Genomic DNA, 21,076 nt, shown 5'->3' with positions numbered 1-21,076 from the left:
ATGGATTGTGGATGAACGACCGGGTGAATGACAAGTACGCAGGCGCTTCCCAGGCGCAGGGCGGAGGACCTGACACGACGGTTGGGGACGGAAAGAAGTGGCGCTGGCCCACCGCAGTCCGCCACGCAATCCTGCGACGCTGGAACGCCCTCTCCCTCGAACGCCAGTTCCTCCTTACCGCCGCCTTGGCCGTCGGCCTCTCCATGGCCGCGCTCGGCTATTGGGTCGAGAGCCGAATTCGCTCCGGCTGGATTCAAGGCATGGCGGAAACGGGAGCGCTCTATCTCGAGGGATTTCTGGCACCCCATGTGCAGGGGCTGGATGCCTCGAACACATTACCGGAGGAAAGCCGTGAGAAGATCGAGGACCTGCTGGTTAATACCAGCCTCGGCCGCCACGTCGCGATCATCAAGTTATGGGACCTCAACGGGAACCTGATCTTCAGCACGAGCAAGGTCGAGTCTCACGGGAAGCTGCCGGCAGGCGACATCAAGCGGATCATGGCCGGCAACGTCGTCGTCGACACTGATCTCGACGATGACGGCGATGAGCTCAGGGCACTGAAGTTAAAGCCAAAGCTGATCGAGATCTATGCGCCGATCTACAGGGAGAAGACCAGGGACATCATCGCGATCGGAGAATTCTACGAGTTCAGCCAGTTCATGAACCGAGAGATCTCCAGCGTCCGATACGCGACATGGTTCCTCATCGCGAATGTCGCCATCGTCATCGTCATCCTGCTACATGTCATCGTCAAACGCGCGAGCCGAATCATCAGTAGCCAGCAGGCTCTTCTCGAGCAGAACCTGGCGCGGGCTGAAGCCCTGGCGAAGCGGAACAATGCGCTCAGGCGGGCAGCGGACCGGGCCAGGCTCAACGCCACCGTTCTCAACGAGACCTATCTTGCCAGCATTGGCGCCGACATCCACGACGGGCCCATCCAACTCCTCAGCCTGATGATGCTGAAGCTGCCCTCTGCAGCAGATCGGGCGAGCGGGACCGTGGCGCCCGCAGCCCATGCTCACGGCGAGCTCGAACCCCTGATCCAGCAGGTCCTCTCGGATCTGCGCAACCTGTCGTCAGGGCTGGCACTGCCCGAGGCGGAGAATCTCTCTCTCGCTGAGACCATCCATCTGGCCATTACCCGCCATGAGCAGCAGACAGGCACACATGTGCTTCGCAACATCGCCGAACTGCCCGCGCAGGTTCCCGTCGCCATCCGCTTCTGTTCTTACCGGGTCGTGCAGGAGGCGTTGACCAACGCCTATAAACACGCCGGGGGGCGGGGGCAGAAGGTCGAAGCCCGCATTGGCGACGATAGGCTCGAGATCTGCGTGTCGGACAGTGGCAGCACCTTGCCCGTCCAGCACCGTGACACGACACTCGGTGGTGGCGGCCTCGGGGTGCGGGGCATGGACAGCCGCATCAAGGCATTGCGAGGCCAACTCACAGTGAGTCGGCTGCCTACCGGTGGAACCGAAGTGCGCGCCACGCTGCCCATGCGATCCTGACGGCGCGATCCCGCCCCTATCGAGGCCTCGCCGGATCACGCGTATCAGATGCCGGAGGAACGAGCCTTTGCGCCGCGATCACAACCTCGAGACGATTCCTGGCATTCAGCTTGTGCATGAGATTGGTCATATAGCCCTTGATCGTCTTCTCGCTCAGCGAGAGGGCCCGGGCGATCTCTCGATTCTGCTTCCCGCACAGGAGAAGCCTCACGATCTGGTCCTCCCGCACACTCAGCCTGGTGCTTTGCGCCGCCCTCTTCTCCAGCGCTTTGCTTTGCAGCGCACCAATCACCTTGGTGGCGAAAGCAGGCGTGATATAGATCTCGCCTCGCCGCGCCGCCTCAATCGCGTCGAAAAGATCATCGGCGGGACTGCCCTTGAGGACGTACCCGCTGGCGCCGGCGTCGAGCGCCTGAATGGCATGGTCGGTACTGGTCGATGCGGTGAACACCACCATTTTCATGTGAGGCGCAGCCTTGGATGCGTCCGAAATCGCCTGGAAGGCATCGCCCGCCATGTTCAGATCGACAATCATCGCGTCAGGCTGGTGAGTTTCCGTGATCGTGGTGATGTGATCAGCAGCGGAACCGGTCGCAACGAGCGAGAATCCACCTTTGCGTTGCAGCAGTGCAACGATCCCTTCGGTCAGAAGCGGGTGGTCGTCTACAACCGCAATCGATATGCCATCCATCGCTGACCTCCCCCAATTCTATGCCGCGACGCTGAGAGCATGCTGGCTCATTTACAGCCTCGTGTAAATGACTTGGTGAACGAAGGGTTAACTTATGTTGTCTTCGCGCCAAACGCTCGCCCAGGAACCGCCGTATGGCTAGATCTTGCACGAATACCTGGTGATTAATGTGACATAGGTCACAGATCGCACCGGGATTGCGTTGATCGTTCAGTCAAATGGATCAACCCCGCGCCTCGGCATTCCCATTGGCTTGCCGCGATCGTCTCGTGTATCGTATGCAGACATTATCATACAATGCATGGAATCCGGAGAGCCGGCATGGCGCGGAGCGACGAGACAATGCAGTGGATCCGCCAGCTCGATCCATCTGCAGGCCCGCGTTACCTCCAGATCGTCGAACTGATTGCCGAGGCCGTCGCGAACGGCACCCTGCGACCTGGCGACAGACTCCCACCTCAGCGGCAACTCGCCAAACTTGTTGACGTCGATCTGACGACGGTTACTCGCGCCTATGCAGAGGCAAGACATCGCAATCTGCTCGATGCGGTAACCGGGCGCGGCTCCTTCATCTCGACGCGGAAGGAACAATCGGGTCCGCTCATCGACCTGAGCATGAACATTCCCCCGCCCCCGAAAGGCATACGCCTTGCTGAATTGATGCAGCGCGGTCTCACAGAGGTCCTGTCGCGATCCAGTGCCGATTTGCTGATGACCTATCATGTCGGAGCGGGTTCGCTGGCGGACCGGGCGGCCGGCTGTGCCTGGCTTGAGCCCGTTCTCGGACGGATCGAACCCGCCAGATTGCTCGTCGCCCCCGGCGCGCAGCCGGCGCTCGTGGCACTGGCCAGCCTGCTCGCAAAACCGGGCGAGGCCATCCTGGTCGAGGCCCTCGCCTATCCCGGCCTGCTTGCAGCGGTGAGGCTGGCGGGGCTACGGCCTGTCCCCGTCGCGACGGACGAAGAGGGTCTTCTGCCGGGCGCCCTGGAGCGGGCCATTGATGAATCCGGCGCAAAACTGCTCTGCGTGACGCCGACGATCCAGAATCCGACCACGGCGACGATGCAGCCTGCACGACGCGATGAGATCGTGCGGATCGCGCGGGCAAAACACCTGAGGATCATCGAAGACGACCCTTACAGCCTGCTCGCCGGCGATGCTCCGCCACCGCTGGTCGCCCTCGCTCCGGAGCGGACCTATCATGTCGCGACCCTGTCGAAGGTCCTGACCCCGGGGCTGCGTACCGCCTTCGTCGTCCTGCCACCGGACGAGAACCGTGACGCGCTCGTCGCGATCCTGCGAAGCATTGCACTCATGCCACCCCCGCTGATGACGGCGCTTGCAACCCATTGGATCCGGATCGGCGCCGCTGGCGACCTGCTCGACGGGGTGCGCCGCGAGGCTGCGGCCCGCCAGGAACTGGCCCGCTCCATCCTGCCGGCTTCGGCCCGGCATCATCCGAACGGCCTGCATATCTGGCAGCCGCTGCCAGCGCATTGGGATCGTTACCGCCTGGTCGAGGCAGTCCGTCAGGAAGGCCTCGGGGTCACGCCATCGGATGCATTCAGCGTCGAAGGCGAGGCCCCGGACGCGGTCAGGATTTCTCTGGGCGGCGTGCCGGAACGCGGCCGCCTCGCCCATGCCCTGAAGGCGCTGGCCGCAATCATGGGCAATGAGCGCTCGCAGCATCAGGGGATCGTCTGACGAGACCAGGAGCGCGCAGGCACGGCCTCCTCAACGCGCTCCGTTCCTCCGGGTCAGGCCGGCGTCTTCTCACCCTTGGGGCGCGCCAGCCGACCTTCCTCAGCCTTGTGGAAGAACTGTGCTGCGACGAGCCAGCCCTTCAACGGCTGCAGCGGCGGGATGCAGGTCAGCAGGATCAACGGCAAGGTGGTGACGAGATGAACCCAGGCCGGCGGCTCATATGCCATTTCGAGCCAGAGCGGGAACACCACGGCCGGAATGCAGACAAACATCATCACGAAGAAGGCCGGCCCGTCGGCAGGGTCAGCAAAGGAATAGTCGAGACCACAGACCTCGCATTTCGGCCGCAGCTTCAGAAAGCCCTCGAACAGGTGCCCCTGTCCGCAACGCGGACACCGTCCGCGCAGGCCGGTCTGGGCAGGCGAGAGGGGTGGCCATTCTTGGTCGGACACGGGAACAACTCCTTGAAGCCAGCTCTGAGCGGCCAACGTCGCCCACTAAATGGCGACACAGACGTACAATGTCAAGATTGTACGCATACACAGATGAAAAGCGACGGGCCAATCCTCACGACAGACACATCGCGCCGGCAACAGGCTTCTGCCGCGCGATGGAGCAAGTCTAGGGGCGTTGAAGTCGCGGGTACGGCGCGAGATCGGGACTGACACCACAGCGTCCCTGCGCGACGAGACGGGTGAGAAGCGAGCGCCGAACGGTCAGCCGCGCCGCGATGCCCCAGCCGGCTTGGCGGTCGAAGCGGAATGCAGGTTCACGACTTCGGCTCCGGCGCATCGAGCTTCAGCTCGACATGAACCGTATCGCCATCGGCATGCGTGACGCGGAAGCCCAGATCGCTCGCCATCTGCAGCATCGGAACATTATGCGCCAACACTTCGCCGAAGAGCCGCTGGTAGCCCTGCTCCCGCGCATGCGTGATGATTTCGGTCATGAGGCGATAGCCGAGGCCCCGCCCCTTCATGTCGGAGCGAACGAGGATCGCATATTCCGCCGTCTTGCGCTCCGGGTCGCCCGAGATCCTGACGACGCCGAAGATCGGCCCCACCCCATAGGGCGCACCGGGCTCCCCCGCGACCAGGGCCATTTCCCTGTCATAGTCGATCTGCGACAGCCGGGCCGCCGTTGCATGCGGAAAGATCTTCACCGGTCCCAGGAAGCGCATCCGCAGATCGTCCGGCGTACACAACGCGACCATCTCGGCGAGAGCGCTCTCGTCCTCGGGCCGGATCGGGCGCAGATGGAGCTGCGTGCCGTCGCCAAGCGCGATCTCGCGCTCGAGCTGGTGCGGATAGGGGCTGATCGCCAGTCCAAGACGGCGCCCTTTCTTGCCGGCGATGACGATCCGGGCATCGAGCGCAATGCAGCCTTCGTAGTTGGCGAGAAGCGGATTGATGTCGAGCTCGATGATCTCGGGCAGCTGCACGACCAGCTCCGACAGGCGAACGAGAATATCGACGACGGGTTCGAGCGGCACGGCGGGAACGTCGCGAAACCCCGCCAGCAACCGCGCAACCCGCGTGCGCGAGATCATGTCGCGCGCCAGGACCGAATTCAGCGGCGGCAACCCGATGGCGCGGTCCCCGATCACCTCCGTCGCGGTGCCGCCGCGTCCGAACAGGATCACGGGACCGAAGGTTTCATCCTGAGCAATGCCGAGGATCAGTTCGTGTGCCTTCGGTCGGGAGATCATGGGCTGGATCGCAAAGCCATCGATCCGCGCCGCGGGTCGAAACCGGCCCACGCGCTCCAGCATCTCGCGCGCCGCAGCCTCGACCTCCGCCCTGCTCTTCAGGCCCAGGACGACGCCGCCGACATCGGATTTGTGGATGATGTCATGCGAGAGAATCTTCAGCGCCACCGGAACCGCGATCCCCTCGAAACATGCTCCGGCCTCCTCCGGGGTCGCCGCCAGCTTCGTCTCGACGGTGGGTATCCCGAACAGCCCAAGCAGTTGCTTGGATTCCGGTTCCGTCAGCGACGTGCGTTTCTCGCGCAGGGCTGCCCGGATGAGTTTGCGCGCCGCCTCGACCTGCCTGGGCGCAATCGCGACGCCAGCTGTCGGGGTTTCCAGCAGAAGCTCCTGGTTTCGCCGGAAGGCGGCGAGATGACTGAAGGCCCGGACCGCCTCTTCCGGTGTTGCAAAATTCGGAAGTCCGCCGTCACGCAGATGCGCCCTGGCGGCCTGCGCGAGCGTGCCGCCGAGCCAGCTCGTCATGACGGGAACATGCTTCTGCCGTGCGACAACCCGGGACACGGCACGTGCCGTCTCCGCGCCGTCGGCGACCGCGGACGGACAGTTGATGACCAGGACGGCATCGCTCTCGCGCTCTTCCAGCAGCGCTTCCAGCGCAGCCGCGTAACGATCTCCCGTTGCGTCACCCAGGACATCGACCGGGTTCCCGCGCGACCAGCCTTCAGGCAGCACGCTTTCTAGCTTGGCGATCACCGCCGGGCTGAGGGTCGCGACGCGGTTTCCCCGCTCTCCTACGGCATCGACGGCGAGGATGCCGGCGCCGCCGCCATTGGTCAGAATGGTCAGCCGGTCGCCAGTGACGCGGACACCTTTTGCCAGGATCTCGGCCGCGGCGAAGAGCTCATCGAGTTCGGCCACCCGCAACAGGCCGGCGCGCCGAAAGGCAGCGTCATAGACTGCGTCCGCGCCCGCAAGTGCGCCGGTATGCGACAGCGCCGCCCGCGCTCCGGCGGCACTGCGCCCGGCCTTCACCACGATGACAGGCTTCATGCGCGCCAGCGCCCGGGCTGCCGACATGAACTTGCGGGCATGGGAGATGTTCTCGACATAGAGCAGCACTGAGCGCGCCGTCGGATCCGTGCCGAGGTAATCGAGCATGTCGCCCGCGTCGACATCGCTGGTGTCGCCGAGCGCAATCGCGTGCGAAAGGCCGATATTGCGCCGGTCAGCCCAGTCGAGCAGCGCCGACATGATGCCGCCGGACTGGCTGACGATGGCGATATGGCCTGGCCGCGGCGTCAGATGCGCAAAGCTCGCATTGATCGCGCGGGCGGAGGAAATCAGGCCGAGGCAGTTCGGCCCGACGATGCGCATCAGATGCGTCTTGGCCGCATCGAGCATCCGTTGCCGCAGCCCATCCGTGGCCGCACTGTCGCCAAAGCCGTTGCTGATCACGATTGCGGCGCGGCAACCACGTTGTCCGAGCTCCGATATCAGCTCGGGAACCGCCGCTGCCGGCGTCGCCAGGACGGCAAGGTCGGGCGTGACAGGGAGTTCTGTGACGGAGCGATAGCTCAACGCCGCGCGGATCGCCGTTTCATGCGGGTTGACCGCCATGATCGGCCCCTTGAACCCCGCGCCATAGAGATTGGCGGCAAGCGTCGCCCCGACCGAACCGGGCTGATTGCTGGCCCCGATCAGGGCGATCGCGCGAGGATTGAAGAGCGCGTCGAAATTCCGAATGCTCATGAGCGGAAACCGGGCTGAACGCGCCCGGTCTCAAGCCGGGAGTGGCTCAACCGCGCGTTTGCAGAGTTGAGCCATTTTCCCCGCAACGATCAATGGCACATGAAGAGCGGCACCTTGCTGTTCTTGAGCAGGGATTGCGTCACCCCGCCGAGCAGCCATTCGCGCAGGCGGGAATGGCGATAGCCACCCAACACGATGAAGCCGGCACCGAACTCGGCCGCCTCGTCCTGGAGTGCGGTCGCGACGTCGCGCCCCTTGCCGAGCGCCACCGTCTTGACCGTGACATCGACGCCATGACGCGCGAGATGAGGTGCCAGCTCGACGCCGGGCACCGCGTTGGACAGGTCCTTCTCGCCGGTGACCGAGACGATCTCGACAGCCTTGGCGGCTCGCAGAAACGGCAAGGCATCGGCAACCGCACGCGCCGCGCTCGCCCCGCCGTCCCAGGCGATGACGATGGTCTCTCCGGAGAAGCCGGGATGGCCAGGCGGAACCACCAGGACCGGCCGGCCGCTCTCGAACAGCGCCGTCTCGATCAGGCCGCGGTCGATGGCGAGCGTCGCCGGCTCCGCATCCAGGATTGAGAGGTCGTTGACGCGGGCATGGTCGAGAAAGCGCTGCAGCAGGCTGCTGTAGATCAGTTGAGGGCTCTCCACCGTGCTGACCACGCCGGCAAGATTGGCCGCGAACCGGGCGTCGGAGGCAAGCTTCTGCGCGAGACCGGCGATGCGCCGATTCTCCGACGCAACGATCGCACCGCTGAAATCATCGATCATCGAATAGGGCACGGAAAACCGGCTTGCCGCCGCCTGAACCGTAAGATGCGCATTCGTCTGCCGCGCCAACGAAAGCCCGTAGCCGACAGCAAGGTTCTCCTCGGTCTGCCCCTCCTCCGTCACCGCCACCAATATGCTCTTGATGCCTTCGATCATGTCGTCCTCCAGTACGCGAAAGAACCTCCGCCAGTCCGGCCAAAACGTCCTTGCGCCAGATCAAACCGGACGCGCCCGAAATATGCGCGATTGATCGTGGCCTGCATATCCAAGCGGCAGAAAGGACGGACGACCATCATGCTTTATGTCATCACCCTTCATCTCGCCCGGACGAGCGGCTATCCCGAGGGAAGCCCACGACATGGCTACGAGATCACCGCGCCGCTCGACCCTGACGGACATATCGATGCGGCCGCCTGGCAGGACCAGCGCGATCTCTGCCGCGTCAGGCGCTTCTCGGTGGGGGAGCCGGATCGTCACGGCTGGCTCCTGCGCCGGGCCGGAGGCGCCGGCGGCGCGACCTGGTTCATCGACTATGACGATTCCGGCAGCGATGACGACGAGGCCGGCTACCGGCTCGACCGGCACCGCTTCGTCGTCGGCGACTATGTCTCTATCCGCGACGGTGACGGCCACCTGCAGCCCTTCCAGATCATTGCCGTGAAACCGAGGGCCCCGGTCAAACCAGTCATCGCCTGAAGGCATCTACGGCATCTGCGCGGTGCCGGTGTGCAGGGGGGCGCCTTGCTCCATATCAATGTGTCCCTGCACACTGGGCTCGATCATAGATGCCACGGATGCGTCGAGATTTGGGGGACATGTGATGACAGCAACGGTGAAAGCGCAGGCGGGTTACGCCAGCATCATGGTGCCGCTGAACCTCGGCAGCGGGGCCGCCGATCGGGTCAAGCTGGCCGCGTCCCTGGCGGATCGTTTCGGCAGCCGGCTGATCGGCATCGCCGCAGAGGACTTCGTTCTCCCCTATGTCGGCGACGGCCTGGCGAGCGTCGACGCGCTCCTGATTGAGGAGAGCAAGCGCGCAGTCTCAGCAGAGCTTGCCCGCGCCGAAGCGATATTCCGCAAGGCCGCCGGCGACATGAAGCACCTCGTCTGGCGCAGCGCCATCGAGACACCGCGAAACTTCGTTCTCGACCAGGCCCGCGCAGCAGATCTCGTGGTGCTGGCGCGCCAAGCCCCTCACGATCCCGTCCAGGGAGGGATGAGCCTCTCTCCGGGCGATCTGGTCATGTCGCTTGGCCGGCCGCTCCTCGTCGTACCGCCCGACGTCAGCTATCTCTCCGGCAAGCATATCCTGGTCGCCTGGAAGGATACGCGGGAAGCGCGGCGTGCCGTGCGGGATGCCCTGCCGCTTCTGATGCAGGCGGAATCCGTGACGGTCCTGTCGATCGGCCCGGATGCCGAAGATCAGGGCGCCGAAGACGTGCGCGACTATCTCACCTTGCACGGTGTGGCGGCAAAGGCAGTCCTGCAGACCGACAGTGCCAAGCATGCAGTCAACGAGTTGATCGACTTTGCGACCGAGCACGGCGCCGATCTCATCGTTTCCGGCGCCTATGGCCACAACCGCATGCGGGAATGGATGTTTGGCGGCATGACGCGCGATCTGCTGCAAGCTTCACCGGTCTGCTGCTTGATGTCACATTGAGGCTTTGCCGGCTTCGCAGGCGTCCACCGTCCGCATGACATCCCTGCTCCCATCCGGCTCGCATAGGAGGTTTCGGGGTGCCCCAGTCTCAGGCGGAGGCCCTGACACAGCCCGACAGTGAAAGCTGGGCGGCGCGGACCTCCCGGCTCTATCGCCAGCATCTTGACCTGATTCTGGTCGGCATTGCTTTGGCCGGGCTCATTGCCGGCGGCTGGTTCTGGTGGAGCGGCATGGCGAACTCAGCCAGTCGCGCCTGGACTGTTGCGACCATCCCGGTGCTGCTGGCGCTCATCATACAGATCGTCAGGTCGCTGCGGCGCGGCGATGTCGGTCTCGATATCGTCGCTGCCCTGTCGATGTCGGCGGCGCTGGCCTTCGGCGAAAGCCTGGCCGGCAATGTCGTCGCGCTGATGTATGCCGGCGGCCAGTTGCTCGAGAATTTTGCCCAGGGGCGTGCGCGCCGGGAGATGTCGGCCCTCCTCGGCCGGGTCGCCTTCAATGCCATGCGTTATCGCAGCGAGACACTCGAGGAAGTGCCGATTGCCGCGATCCGCCAGGGCGACCGCCTGCTGATGCGCACCGGGGAGGTGCTGCCGGTCGACGGCCATGTCGCAAGCGGCACCGCCGTGCTCGACCTTTCGGCTTTGACCGGAGAATCCGTGCCGAAGAGCCTGAGCCGCGGCGCCGAGGTGCTCAGCGGAGCAACGCTGCTCGGAGCCCCGTTCGATCTGATCGCGAGCCGGCCGGCGTCCGAGAGCACCTATGCCGGGATCGTCAAGCTGGTGGAACAGGCGCAGGCGAGCAAGGCGCCGATGGCTCGCCTGGCGGACCGTTACGCCATCGGTTTTCTCGTGCTGACCCTCGCGATCGCGGGGGCCGCCTGGCTGCTGAGCAGCGACCCGATCCGCGCCCTGGCAGTCCTCGTCGTGGCGACGCCCTGTCCCTTGATCCTCGCCGTGCCGGTCGCGATCATTTCAGGCATCTCGAAGACCGCGCGGGGCGGCGCACTGGTCAAGGATGGCAGCGTGCTCGAAGCCCTGGCGCGAGTGCGAACAGCCATTCTCGACAAAACCGGTACGCTCACCCAGGGGCGCCCGACGATTACCGAGATCCGCACCTGCAACGGCTTTGCCGCGACGGAGGTACTAACCCTCGCCGCGAGCCTCGATCAGGCCTCCGCCCATGTCGTGGCCATTTCACTGATTCGGGCCGCGTCCGATGCCGGACTGCCCCTTCTGCCCCCCTCGGATATCTCCGAAACGCCGGGAAAGGGCATCGAGGGACAGGTCGGCACCAGGCGCATCGCACTGGGCGGCGGTTCCTATGTGCGCAGCCGCAGCCGCGGCGGTGATCCGGACGCGCTGGTTGCGGACGCCCCCCCGGACGCTCTGACCGTGGCGGTGGCCGCGGACGGGCTGCTCGCCGGCGTCATTCTGCTTCGCGATCAACTGCGCGACGATGCGCGTTCGACGCTTCAATCGCTCCGCACCGCCGGAATCGAGCGGATCGTGCTGGCTTCCGGAGATCTTGACCAGATTGCCCGGACAGTGGGCGAGGATCTCGGCGTCGATCAGGTTTTGGGAGACCTGACGCCGGAGGGCAAGGTCGCCGTCGTGCGCCGCGAAGCCGAGAGCCGGGCGGTGATGATGGTGGGGGACGGCGTCAACGACGCGCCCGCACTTGCCGCCGCGGATGTTGGGGTCGCGATGGGCGCGCGCGGCGCCGCCGCGTCGTCGCAAGCAGCGGGCGTCGTCTTGCTGGTCGACGAACTGCAACCGCTGGCGAAGGCACTCGTGGTCGCCCGGCGCACGCGCGGCATCGCTCTGCAGAGCGTCTTCGTCGGCCTCGGGCTGTCCCTCGTCGGAATGCTTGTCGCTGCCCTCGGCTATCTTCCCCCGGTGCAGGGAGCCCTGTTCCAGGAAGCGATCGACATCGTGGTCATCCTGAACGCGCTCCGGGCCCTGCGCTGACGCGAAATGCACATCCGTTGAGCGGTTTCCTGGCCGGTGAGGTATTTGCGCGCGCCTCCGCTCCAGCTTCCACGCTGGCCGTCGCGCTCCCGCGCCAGCTGCCATCTGGTCATGAATGCCAGGTCTTCTGACGCTGCCCCTCGGAATTCAAAACCCAATCCGCCCCCCGCAGCCCCCTTCGTCCAAGACGTGACAGCAATGCTGCCCTGGTGCGCTACGCAATCCGCGACAGGCTGGTCGTGCTTTAGTCTGGTCCCTCGTGACGGCCGCCCGCCCCCGCCCCGAACTCACCCGGCAGGCAAACCTTTAGCCGGCTCCGTTCCAGGACCGGCAAACAAACATTCGAGCGCGACTTTCCGCGGGTTGTCAGTATCCTGCGCGTTCGATGTCATGGCCTACCGGCCGCCGGTGCAGGTCGAGAGTGGACGGAGGCCCATGAGCCCGCTTGATATATTCGCCTGGATTGTCCTGGTCGTTCTGGTGTGCAGCACGGTTTTCGTCATCGTCTTCATGGCCATGCTTCCGGGCATGATCGCCAAGCGACGCAATCATCCCTGGGCCCAGGCAGTGGCCGTCGGCGGCTGGGTGACGCTGTTCCTGGGATTCGTGCTGTGGCCTGCCGTCCTGATCTGGGCCTATGTCGACGTGCCCGCGCGTGTTGACGCGCCCGCGCGCCCGCAGGAGCTCGCCCGATGATCGTCGTCCTGCTCAATGTCTATCTCGCCCTGCTGTTCGTGCTGGTAAAACTCCGGATCGTGCCGTTCAACCTGTTCTGGAAGGTCTCGCCGGTCCTTGTCCTGCTCCTCTTGCTGATCGGCCTGTTCATCCCGATGAACTGGGGCGCGCCGCAAGGCGCGGCGCTGGCCATCCGGCAATCCGTCGCCATCGTCCCTGATGTCGCCGGCGAGGTGATCGACGTCCCTGTCGAGCCGAACACGCCGTTGAAGGCGGGCGCTGTGCTGTTCAAGATCGACCCCGTGCCCTACGAGGCCCAGGTCAAGGCGCTTGAAGCGCAGTTCCAATTGCAGCAGCAGCGCCTGGCTCAGATGACCCAGCTGCAGAGCACGGGGTCCGGCCGCAGCTTCGATGTCGAGCAACGCCAGGCCGAGGTCGACCAGCTCAAGGCGCAACTCGAGGGCGCCAGGTGGAACCTCGAGAAGACGGTGGTTCGAGCTCCGGCCGCCGGTTACGTCACCAATGTCGCGCTGCGGAAGGGCGCACGCGTCGCCAACCTGCCGCTTGCGCCGGTCATGGCCTTCGTCGACACCGCGGAGACGGTCATCGGCGTCGAGATCCAGCAGATCGATGCCCGCTACATTGCGGCCGGCCAGCCGGTCGAACTGACGTTCAAGTTCGCCCCGGGGCAGGTCTTTACCGGCAAGGTCGAGAGCGTGCTGCAGGCGATCTCGACCGGTCAGGTGCAGACATCCGGGGCGCGCCGAAATCCATCCAGGCAGCCCCCTTTGCCGTGCGCGTGAAACTCGACGACCAGGCCTTTGCCGACAAGCTCCCGGCGGGTGCTGCCGGCGATGCCGCCATCTTCACCGATCGCGTCACGGCCGCACATGTCATTCGCAAGGTGCTGCTGCGGCAGATCGCGATCACCAACTACATCAACCCCTTCTGATGCGAACGATCCGGCCCGCGGAGCTCGGCGCGCAACGGCCGCCAGCTCCCCGAGCCGGAGCGTCTCGGGATCACGAGCAACGAGTTGGCCCGATCGGATCGCCCGGCTCGGCTGATCGGTCGGGCGTTCGCCGTCCACATGATCTCGCGGCGGCGCGTTGACGCCGGCTGCTGCCGCCGGCTTTGATGCAGCGACACTATACGACCGGCATCGCCCGCTCACGCGGCGGCGGGTTGTTCATCCACACGAAGGGTTATCCAGATGCCTAGCGGCGGCTCCATCATCACAATCAGCGCCGCGAGGCCCCCCCTTCTCCGGGCCTCCGCGGCCCTCATCCTGCTCGCCGCTCTCGCCGGCTGTACGCAACGCGAGCCCATCGCGGCGAACGAGGGGCCAGGAATCCCGATCCGTACGCCGCAGGAGCGCAGCTATCTCGATCCCGGCCCTGCACCGAGCGAAGGCAGCGGGCCGGCTTATGTGCGCGAAAACCGCCGCTCGCCCAATTTCGGCGATCGTTTCGGGGGCGATGTCCTGTCCCGCGCGCCGTACTGACCCCAGCCATTGCTGAATGATGCGCAGAGCGGCCATGACCGCTCTGCTGCCTGACCCCGCGACCTGGATGGCTTCTGCATGAGACGGAAGGGGATGAGGATCGCTGCTGGGGCACTGGCGTTGTTGCTCGCCGGCTGCGCCGGCGACGTGCAGGGCGTGCTGGCGCCGGTTGCGCATGGCGCACCCGGCGCCAGCAAAGTCACCATGCTCGTGGCAACGACGCGCTCGCCCGATCCGGATAACGGCATCCTGTTTTCCGGCGAGCGCGGCGCGAAATCATCCTTCGCCGAGATCACCGTCTCGATCCCGCCCGCGCGCGCCCGGAAGGTTGGCGAGGTCCAATGGCCAAGCCGCCTTCCCGGCGACCCGGAACGCGAATTCGTGACACTGAAGGTTGACCGTCTCGACCAGCAGGCCGCCTTCGCCCGCTTGCACTCAGCAGCGTTGAAAGCCCCGAAGCGGCGCGTTCTCCTCTTCGTCCATGGCTTCAACAACCGGTTTGAGGATGCGGTCTATCGCTTCGCTCAGATCGTCCACGATTCCGATGCCAATGTCGTGCCGCTGCTCTTCACCTGGCCCTCGCGCGGTTCGCTCTTCGCCTATGGCTACGACCGCGAGAGCACGAATTATTCCCGCCATGCGCTCGAGGCCACGCTGCAGGCGCTGGCGCGCGATCCGGCCGTCGGCGAGGTCTCGATCCTGGCCCATTCCATGGGCAACTGGCTCACGCTCGAATCGCTGCGCCAGATGGCGATCCGCAACGGCCAGATCGCACCGAAGATCGCCAATATCATGCTCGCCTCGCCTGACGTCGATGTCGATGTCTTCCGGACCCAGATCGCCGAGATCGGCAAGAGCCGCGCGAAATTCACCCTCTTCGTCTCGCAAGACGACCGGGCACTGGCGGTTTCCCGCCGAGTCTGGGGCAGCACGGCACGGCTGGGCGCGATCAACCCGGAAGCCGAGCCCTATCGCGACGAGCTGGCTGCCGAAGGCATCACCGTACTCGACCTGACGAAGCTCAGATCGGACGACCGGCTCAACCACGGCAAATTCGCGGAGAGCCCCGAGGTCGTGCGGCTGATCGGGACCCGCCTCGTCGCGGGCCAGTCCATCACCGATTCACGCGTCGGCCTCGGCGACCGCCTGATGGCTGTCACCGCCGGTGCCGCGGCAACGGTTGGAACTGCGGCCGGTCTTGCGATTGCAGCACCGATCGCCATTGTCGACCCCCATACTCGCCGCAATTTCAATGGCCGCATCGAGCAACTCGGAGACTCGATCAGCGACGCGGCGAGCACGACCGGCGAAGTACTGACCACGCCGCTGGTGAACACGGGCCAGAAACAATAGCCGGATCGCGTGCACCAATCTCCAAGCCGCCGAACGCCAATTTCATTCGGTCGCCCGGGCAAGCTGCGACGGCAAGTGCCGCGGAGCACCTGTCAGATCACAGACGGCAACATCGTCGGTTTTGGCAGGTTCACGGTCACCCGCAGACCCGCCGGCTGGGCCGAAGCGAGGGTGACGTCCCCGCCATGCGCCCGGATGACGTCCCGGGCAATCGTGAGCCCGAGCCCGGTCCCACCGGTCGCACGGCTGCGCGATCCATCGAGGCGTTGAAACGGAGCGAAGGCACGCTCGATCTGGTCCGGCGCAATCCCTGGCCCGCCATCCCTGAGAACAATGACAAGCGCCTGAGCTTCGTCGCGCAGTTTAACGCTGACCCGCTCTCCATAGCGCAGGCCATTGTCGATGAGGTTTGACAGAGCACGGCGCATCGCCACGGGGTGACATGACAGCTGCGCATGATCGGGGCCGATATAGGTGACATGCCCCCCCATATCCGTGAAATTGTCGCAAAGGCTGATCAGCAGCGAGGCGATATCGACCACGCTGTGCGGCTCGCGCCGGGCATCGTCGCTCCCGAACGCGAGAGACGACTGGATCATGGTTTCCATCTCGGAAATATTGGACAGGACCTCCTGCCGCTGATCCTTGTCGCGCACATACTCCGCCATGAGCCGCAGCCGCGTGAGCGGCGTGCGCAGGTCATGCGATATGGCCGCGAGCATAGTGGTTCTCTCATCCACGAAATTCGTGAGGCGCGCCTGCATGTCGTTGAAGGCGTGGGCGATCGCGGCATATTCCGGCAGGTCCATGTCACCGATCGGAGTCAGCGCCCGCTCTCGGCCGAGCCGTTCGGCCGCTCCGGCAAGCTGCGTCAGCGGCTTGACCAGGCTGCGCGCCATCCAGATGGATAGCATGCCGACAAACAGCGCCCCGCCGATCAGGTCCGCCGCGTTCCGCACGTAGCGCGCGCTCGCCAGATCGCCGGCGCGCTGTCTCACGATCAGCCAGGACCGATCCGAGAGGCGGACGCCGATCTCGATTTCCGATGCCACGAGCGGGTAGTGCTCGACAGAATCCGCGGCGACATTGGTCATGAGCGCCGGCAGGCCGGACAAGAGAACGACACCGGTCCTGACCTGGCTGAGCAGGTTGCCGTAGGGCGTGATGTTGACAACGACAGCATCCGCATCGACGCCCAGTTTCTTGCTGATCTGGGCCTGGAGCGTCGCGCTCGATGCAGGCGAAGGACCGCCCGGCGCTGCGGGTTGACCTTCACGGATGACGAAATCGAGCCACTCCTTCGATTTCAGCGAAGACAGCGCCAAATCACGCTGGCTGGCATCGGCCGCCGTCACGGTCCGTTGAGCATCGACTGTCGTATCGACAAGCCACTGCGTGTCGAACAACGCGAAATCCGAGGGTGGCACCAGCGCGCGAAGCGCTTCGCCGAGCAGTTGAGTCCCGATGAAGGTGAGGACCACAACAATGGCGATGCGGGGGGCAAAACCCACCCGCGACCACAGCCTTACCCTCATGGCGTCGCTTCGGGCGCATCGGCAACCACGTCCGCAGTCATGACATATCCCTCGCTCCGCACGGTCTTGATGAGCAGTGGTTCCTGCGGATTGATCTCGATCTTGCGGCGCAGCCGGCTGATCTGGACGTCGATGCTGCGATCGAAGATCTGGCTGGCCCTGCCATGGGCCAGATCGAGCAGCTGATCACGGCTGAGAACACGCTGCGGATGCTCGACGAATGCCAGAAGCAGATCGAACTCGCCGCTGGTCAGGTCGGTCAGCACATTGTCGGGAGACAGGAAGACGCGGCGTTTCGCATCCAGAGTCCATCCCGCAAACCGAAAGTTCGACCGCACGTGATCGCGCGCAGCGGCGGGAGAGACGCCGGTCCGGCGCAGAACAGCCCGCACCCGCGCCAGAAGCTCCCGCGGGTTGAAAGGCTTCGTCACGTAATCGTCGGCACCGAGTTCGAGCCCGACGACCCGATCCGTATCGGATGTCATCGCCGTCAGCAGGATGATCGGGATATTGCTCGTGGCACGGACGCGCCGGCAAAGGCTGAGCCCATCCTCTCCCGGCATCATGATATCGAGGACGATGAGGTCGAAGCGCCCTGCTTCCAGGGCTTCGAGCATCTGCGCCCCGGCCTGGGCCTGCGTCACACGCACCCCATGCTCACTCAGGAATCGCGCGAGGATCCTGAGTATCGTGGCGTTGTCATCGACGATGAGGAGATGAGGGCTGTTCGAGCGGGCCACGCGATGAAGCTCCGGCAGAGGAGTACCCTTGGCCTTCCACATGCCCTTTGGGCAAGCATCATTCTGTAACAGTCTGTTGCAAACCGAAATCCCGGAGACATCGCCCCGCGCCCCCACTGCCTTAGAGATGAGCGTCTCGCGAACGCGTTTTGCGCCATTGGGGTTGATGAATGACGTCGTTGGAGGCGCTTCGGCGCATTTTGTCCGGCCGCGTGGCCCTGGCCGCATCTGCCCTGGCGCTCATCTGCACGACAGGTCCCGGTGATGCCCATGCGCAGAGTCTTTTCGATCGCATGCCAACGATCCCCGGCGATTGGACCATCACCCTGGGTGCTCAGGGCAGGTTTCTCCCCGAATTCGAAGGCGCTAGCCGCTTCCGCTTCGAACCCCTGCCGATCGTCTCCGTCCGCCGGGCCGGCAAGGCTGCGCGCTTTCGCGCCCCTCTGGACGGTGCCGGTATTTCGCTGATCGACATCGGCGGCTTCCATGCCGGTCTTGTCGGCAAGTACAAGGGCGGGCGCGACGCTGGCGACTACCCCAGACATTTGCGCGGGCTCGGCGATGTCGACGCGACGATCGAAGCTGGCCTCTTCGCCGAGTTCTGGCCCCGGGATTGGTTCCGGACGCGAATCGAAACGCGCCGTGGTTTCGGCGGGCACAGGGGCTTCGTCGCCGACCTTTTCGCCGATGTCGTCGTTCCCATTGGCGAACGCTGGACGCTGTCCGGCGGGCCGCGCCTGTCGCTGGCCGACAACAAGGCGACCGCACCGTATTTCGGCGTCGACGCGGCCCAATCGCTGGCTTCCGGACTTCCCCTCTTCAATGCCAAGGGCGGGCTGCATTCGATCGGCGCCGGCCTGCAGGCGCGCTATCAACTGACGCCGCGATGGGAGGTCCGTGCCTATGTCGAATACGCCCGCCTCAGGGATGATGCGGCATCCAGCCCGCTGGTGACCCGCTATGGATCGCCGAACCAGACGACCGTCGGCCTCGGCTTGAGCTACTCATTCGACGCCAAACTCTGGTGAGGGGATGCCCCTTGGACAGGCGTGGCGAGGGTGCGGCGTACGTGAGGCAGATGGAAGCGCCGGCTCCGGCCGCTAAAGCGTAACGGAGGAAAGGGCATTTACGTTTGCAACGGGCGCAGGGGGGCTGGCAATGATGATAGAGCTGGCGAGCGCGCGAGTGTCGTGCAAATCTCCGGGACCTTGCGATCATTCTGCCCCCATTGCAGGCATCTACCGTGCCGGTTCACGCTCCGAGACCAGACAAACCTAGTTTCGCGGGTCGGCGCAGGGGCGTTCTGCGCATTCTATTGCTGTTTGTTGCATCAGCAGCCATTGCAGGCTTGGCTCTCTCCTACAGCACGGTGCGCGACTACGGCTCCTTTCGAGCGTCGATACTGACCGGCGCGCCAGGCGGCGCCTATCATTCGCTCGCTTCAAATCTGGCGCAGCTGGCCAGGCGCGACCGAGGGCATCTCGAGGTTATCCCGACAGCGGGTTCGATCGAGAACGCCAAACGCCTGATGGCAGACCAGAAATCCTGCGCCGAGAAATTTGCCTTCGTTCAGGACGGCACTCCAGTGCCTGCCGAATCCGAACTGGAACTATTGGGGCGCCTGCCCGAACCGGAGTCGCTGCTCTTTCTGACCCGGCGCGATCGGTCCTTCGGTAGCTTCTCCGACCTACGGGGCGCCTCCATCGGAATAGGCCCCGAGAATTCGGGAACGGCCTATCTCGTGCTCCAACTGCTCGGCGATCCCGACCTGAAGAAGCTCGACATTCGAACGTCCTATCGCGAGCTCGAGGAGCAAGCTCAGCTTTTGGCGCAGGGCAATCTCGATATTGCCGCCTATGTCATGCGAAATGATGCCGAGTTCCTGCGGACGATCATCGGCCGCTATGATCTGGAAATCATCGAACTCCGAGATTTGAGAGGTTTGACCGACCGCTTTCCATGGCTGACTCTTGGGCGCGTGCCGGCTGGCCGATACGACTTGATGCGCCTGGTCCCTGCGACCGACAAAATGGTGCCGCAGGTCAATACGCTGGTCCTGGCCAACGCGTGCGCGAAGAGAGCTGACCGCATTGAATTGCTGGTGCTCCTGGCGGCTGCGCTTCCGACTTTCGTGCGCAGCAACCCGCCGACCTCGACGAGTTCGGCGACCGCGGTGCCGCTATCGTCCGAAGCGAGGCAGTTCTTTCTGACTGGCGAGCCGGAGTTCGTAGACCGCTATTTTCCGTGGCTCGTGAACCTCATGTCGCCCGCCTATTGGATCTACCTCGTCATGGCCGTTACGGCCCTTTTCAACCTGCTGAAGGGCATCAGCCGCTTTCGTCTTTGGCGACTTGATTCCGCGCGCGAGAAGCTTGAGGCGGAAGCAAGGCTCGTGGCGGGGGAGGCCGTCAGCCATGCGCCAGCACTGCATCCCATCGCGAAGCCCGCCTTGCCGGATGCGGATGAACGTGAAGCGATCAGGGACATGCTGGAGCGCCTGGCCGGGCTGCGCGAGCGGTGTCAGCGATACGCCAACTCGTTCGCAACGCCGATGGGCGAGGAAATGTTCTATCGCTACCAGCAATTCCTGATCGACCGCACGACAGTCGAACTGAAGACGCGTCTTGGAACGGGCTCATAACTCGTAGCTGCACCGATTCCCAACACGTGCGCCGACTATCGCCCCGACACGGCCCAGCCTCTCTCGTCTGGTCGATGAGATGACACGGCGCCGCTCGTTACAGACGTGCTTGAGACCGTGCACAAAACCGGCAGCAGGCGAGTTGTTGGATCAGAGAATGGCGGCACCACGTGTTCGATCAGGCGGCGCGACTTGGTGCCTTCTCAGACGGCATGCCATCTTTGATGGCGGCTTTGATTTGGTTCCGCAGTTCAGGCGTATCTTGATGCCCATGCACGGCAACGGCGTGCTGCACCGAGGCCTCCACCAGTTCGCTCTCATTGTCGGCGATGATCGTGACTGAGCAATTCATCTCGCTCGGGAATTCACGGCAGTCGATGAACTTGCGTCCCATAACGTCCTCCCCAATTGGGAGATCAAGCAACCTTCCATCACGTCGAATGGAAGCCCCCTACTTCACCTACAGTACGCTTACGCCCGGGGCCTGGCAAAAAGATCCGGCGCCCGACGATCGGGTGTAGCTGAGATAATCGAAGCCTGCTGATGCGGGAGAATGTCGTTCGCCCCTGTGGGTCTCGACCCTACCAACCCGTTCGCCACTTCAGGCTAGCAGCCAAGGGCGTCACGTCCGGCTGCTATGGACAACGGTTACAGAAATCTTGGAAAATCGTTTAAAATCAATACTTTATGATAATGGCTGGGGCGCCAGGATTCGAACCTGGGAATGGCGGTACCAAAAACCGCTGCCTTACCACTTGGCGACGCCCCAACGCGCTGCTGCGTTCTAGTGTGCGTCGCGCCTCTGCGCAACCGTCGACAAGCGCTTCTCACAGGTGGCTGCATCCGATGCGAC

General features: G+C 64.3%; 17 protein-coding genes, 1 tRNA gene and 1 pseudogene. 11 read left to right on the top strand and 8 right to left on the bottom strand.

Features of this window, described 5'->3' with window-relative positions; all coding sequences use genetic code 11:
* Window positions 1-11 precede the first annotated feature (11 nt).
* Window positions 12-1,511 (top strand): sensor histidine kinase, encoded by a 1,500-nt coding sequence (locus AC1DGP_RS11120; protein WP_441507702.1) that lies wholly within the window; start codon window positions 12-14, stop codon window positions 1,509-1,511.
* A 16-nt stretch (window positions 1,512-1,527) separates the two neighbouring features.
* Here AC1DGP_RS11120 and AC1DGP_RS11115 read toward each other — a convergent pair whose 3' ends face one another.
* Window positions 1,528-2,202 carry a response regulator gene (locus tag AC1DGP_RS11115; protein ID WP_441488301.1) on the bottom strand — a complete coding sequence of 225 codons (675 nt, stop codon included), beginning with the start codon at window positions 2,200-2,202 and terminating at the stop codon, window positions 1,528-1,530.
* Window positions 2,203-2,523: 321 nt separating this feature from the next.
* Here AC1DGP_RS11115 and AC1DGP_RS11110 point away from each other — a divergent pair, with 321 nt between their 5' ends.
* Window positions 2,524-3,906, top strand: a complete 1,383-nt coding sequence (locus AC1DGP_RS11110) for an aminotransferase-like domain-containing protein (protein WP_476832115.1) — start codon at window positions 2,524-2,526, stop codon at window positions 3,904-3,906.
* A gap of 53 nt (window positions 3,907-3,959) precedes the next feature.
* On the opposite strand, the gene AC1DGP_RS11105 is transcribed toward AC1DGP_RS11110, so the two are convergent.
* From AC1DGP_RS11105 to AC1DGP_RS11095, 3 genes are all read right to left on the bottom strand, one after another.
* A complete protein-coding gene (locus tag AC1DGP_RS11105) occupies window positions 3,960-4,358 on the bottom strand; it encodes a DUF983 domain-containing protein (RefSeq protein ID WP_043238048.1) in 399 nt (132 codons plus the stop codon).
* Between the two features lie 317 nt (window positions 4,359-4,675).
* A complete protein-coding gene (locus tag AC1DGP_RS11100; RefSeq protein ID WP_476832114.1) occupies window positions 4,676-7,366 on the bottom strand; it encodes a bifunctional acetate--CoA ligase family protein/GNAT family N-acetyltransferase in 2,691 nt (896 codons plus the stop codon).
* A gap of 89 nt (window positions 7,367-7,455) precedes the next feature.
* Window positions 7,456-8,298: a universal stress protein gene (locus AC1DGP_RS11095; protein ID WP_441507699.1), complete on the bottom strand. Its 843-nt coding sequence runs from the start codon at window positions 8,296-8,298 to the stop codon at window positions 7,456-7,458.
* A gap of 138 nt (window positions 8,299-8,436) precedes the next feature.
* Between AC1DGP_RS11095 and AC1DGP_RS11090 the strand changes: the two genes are divergently transcribed.
* The 7 genes and pseudogenes from AC1DGP_RS11090 to AC1DGP_RS11060 all read left to right on the top strand — a co-directional run bounded on the left by AC1DGP_RS11090 (window position 8,437) and on the right by AC1DGP_RS11060 (window position 15,307).
* On the top strand, window positions 8,437-8,838 hold the full coding sequence (locus AC1DGP_RS11090; RefSeq protein ID WP_441488297.1) for a hypothetical protein: 402 nt from the start codon (window positions 8,437-8,439) through the stop codon (window positions 8,836-8,838).
* Window positions 8,839-8,962: 124 nt separating this feature from the next.
* The gene (locus AC1DGP_RS11085) at window positions 8,963-9,805 is read left to right on the top strand and encodes a universal stress protein (protein ID WP_441507697.1); all 843 of its coding nucleotides are present in this window, start codon (window positions 8,963-8,965) and stop codon (window positions 9,803-9,805) included.
* Between the two features lie 77 nt (window positions 9,806-9,882).
* Complete coding sequence (locus AC1DGP_RS11080) at window positions 9,883-11,775, top strand: heavy metal translocating P-type ATPase (protein WP_441488295.1); 1,893 nt, start codon at window positions 9,883-9,885, stop codon at window positions 11,773-11,775.
* A 435-nt stretch (window positions 11,776-12,210) separates the two neighbouring features.
* A complete protein-coding gene (locus tag AC1DGP_RS11075; protein WP_441488294.1) occupies window positions 12,211-12,471 on the top strand; it encodes a DUF3302 domain-containing protein in 261 nt (86 codons plus the stop codon).
* Window positions 12,468-13,402 (top strand): annotated as a pseudogene (locus AC1DGP_RS11070) (HlyD family secretion protein). Before AC1DGP_RS11075 ends, AC1DGP_RS11070 begins: the two are co-directional and overlap by 4 nt.
* A 261-nt stretch (window positions 13,403-13,663) precedes the next feature.
* On the top strand, window positions 13,664-13,954 hold the full coding sequence (locus AC1DGP_RS11065; RefSeq protein WP_441488292.1) for a hypothetical protein: 291 nt from the start codon (window positions 13,664-13,666) through the stop codon (window positions 13,952-13,954).
* 93 nt (window positions 13,955-14,047) lie between these two features.
* The gene (locus AC1DGP_RS11060; RefSeq protein WP_476832113.1) at window positions 14,048-15,307 is read left to right on the top strand and encodes an alpha/beta hydrolase; all 1,260 of its coding nucleotides are present in this window, start codon (window positions 14,048-14,050) and stop codon (window positions 15,305-15,307) included.
* A 92-nt stretch (window positions 15,308-15,399) separates the two neighbouring features.
* On the opposite strand, the gene AC1DGP_RS11055 is transcribed toward AC1DGP_RS11060, so the two are convergent.
* On the bottom strand, window positions 15,400-16,842 hold the full coding sequence (locus AC1DGP_RS11055; RefSeq protein ID WP_476832112.1) for an ATP-binding protein: 1,443 nt from the start codon (window positions 16,840-16,842) through the stop codon (window positions 15,400-15,402).
* The gene (locus AC1DGP_RS11050; RefSeq protein ID WP_476832111.1) at window positions 16,839-17,624 is read right to left on the bottom strand and encodes a response regulator; all 786 of its coding nucleotides are present in this window, start codon (window positions 17,622-17,624) and stop codon (window positions 16,839-16,841) included. The genes AC1DGP_RS11055 and AC1DGP_RS11050 overlap by 4 nt, the downstream gene beginning before the upstream one ends.
* A 251-nt stretch (window positions 17,625-17,875) precedes the next feature.
* Between AC1DGP_RS11050 and AC1DGP_RS11045 the strand changes: the two genes are divergently transcribed.
* Both AC1DGP_RS11045 and AC1DGP_RS11040 read left to right on the top strand, forming a co-directional pair.
* Complete coding sequence (locus AC1DGP_RS11045) at window positions 17,876-18,610, top strand: MipA/OmpV family protein (protein ID WP_476832110.1); 735 nt, start codon at window positions 17,876-17,878, stop codon at window positions 18,608-18,610.
* 215 nt (window positions 18,611-18,825) lie between these two features.
* Window positions 18,826-20,223, top strand: a complete 1,398-nt coding sequence (locus AC1DGP_RS11040) for a TAXI family TRAP transporter solute-binding subunit (protein ID WP_476832109.1) — start codon at window positions 18,826-18,828, stop codon at window positions 20,221-20,223.
* Window positions 20,224-20,401: 178 nt separating this feature from the next.
* Here the strand turns inward: AC1DGP_RS11040 and AC1DGP_RS11035 are convergent, their stop codons facing one another.
* Together AC1DGP_RS11035 and AC1DGP_RS11030 are read right to left on the bottom strand one after the other, a co-directional pair.
* On the bottom strand, window positions 20,402-20,617 hold the full coding sequence (locus AC1DGP_RS11035) for a DUF1059 domain-containing protein (protein ID WP_441488286.1): 216 nt from the start codon (window positions 20,615-20,617) through the stop codon (window positions 20,402-20,404).
* A 300-nt stretch (window positions 20,618-20,917) separates the two neighbouring features.
* Window positions 20,918-20,992: transfer RNA gene (locus AC1DGP_RS11030), tRNA-Gln, on the bottom strand.
* Between the last annotated feature and the right edge of the window lie 84 nt (window positions 20,993-21,076).

This window comes from Allobosea sp. 05T433, assembly GCF_056396065.1.
The sequence above is the reverse complement of the archived record's forward strand: the minus strand, read 5'-3'. Positions and strand labels throughout refer to the sequence as shown.

Excerpts from the sequence above, each read along its gene's own strand:
- AC1DGP_RS11075 (WP_441488294.1), top strand. The coding sequence starts at position 12,211 with ATGAGCCCGCTTGATATATTCGCCTGGATTGTCCTGGTCGTTCTGGTG.
- AC1DGP_RS11035 (WP_441488286.1), bottom strand. The coding sequence starts at position 20,617 with ATGGGACGCAAGTTCATCGACTGCCGTGAATTCCCGAGCGAGATGAAT.
- AC1DGP_RS11050 (WP_476832111.1), bottom strand. The coding sequence starts at position 17,624 with ATGTGGAAGGCCAAGGGTACTCCTCTGCCGGAGCTTCATCGCGTGGCC.
- AC1DGP_RS11090 (WP_441488297.1), top strand. The coding sequence starts at position 8,437 with ATGCTTTATGTCATCACCCTTCATCTCGCCCGGACGAGCGGCTATCCC.
- AC1DGP_RS11045 (WP_476832110.1), top strand. The coding sequence starts at position 17,876 with ATGCCAACGATCCCCGGCGATTGGACCATCACCCTGGGTGCTCAGGGC.
- AC1DGP_RS11115 (WP_441488301.1), bottom strand. The coding sequence starts at position 2,202 with ATGGATGGCATATCGATTGCGGTTGTAGACGACCACCCGCTTCTGACC.
- AC1DGP_RS11120 (WP_441507702.1), top strand. The coding sequence starts at position 12 with ATGAACGACCGGGTGAATGACAAGTACGCAGGCGCTTCCCAGGCGCAG.
- AC1DGP_RS11060 (WP_476832113.1), top strand. The coding sequence starts at position 14,048 with ATGAGGATCGCTGCTGGGGCACTGGCGTTGTTGCTCGCCGGCTGCGCC.
- AC1DGP_RS11100 (WP_476832114.1), bottom strand. The coding sequence starts at position 7,366 with ATGAGCATTCGGAATTTCGACGCGCTCTTCAATCCTCGCGCGATCGCC.
- AC1DGP_RS11110 (WP_476832115.1), top strand. The coding sequence starts at position 2,524 with ATGGCGCGGAGCGACGAGACAATGCAGTGGATCCGCCAGCTCGATCCA.
- AC1DGP_RS11055 (WP_476832112.1), bottom strand. The coding sequence starts at position 16,842 with ATGAGGGTAAGGCTGTGGTCGCGGGTGGGTTTTGCCCCCCGCATCGCC.
- AC1DGP_RS11095 (WP_441507699.1), bottom strand. The coding sequence starts at position 8,298 with ATGATCGAAGGCATCAAGAGCATATTGGTGGCGGTGACGGAGGAGGGG.
- AC1DGP_RS11085 (WP_441507697.1), top strand. The coding sequence starts at position 8,963 with ATGACAGCAACGGTGAAAGCGCAGGCGGGTTACGCCAGCATCATGGTG.
- AC1DGP_RS11065 (WP_441488292.1), top strand. The coding sequence starts at position 13,664 with ATGCCTAGCGGCGGCTCCATCATCACAATCAGCGCCGCGAGGCCCCCC.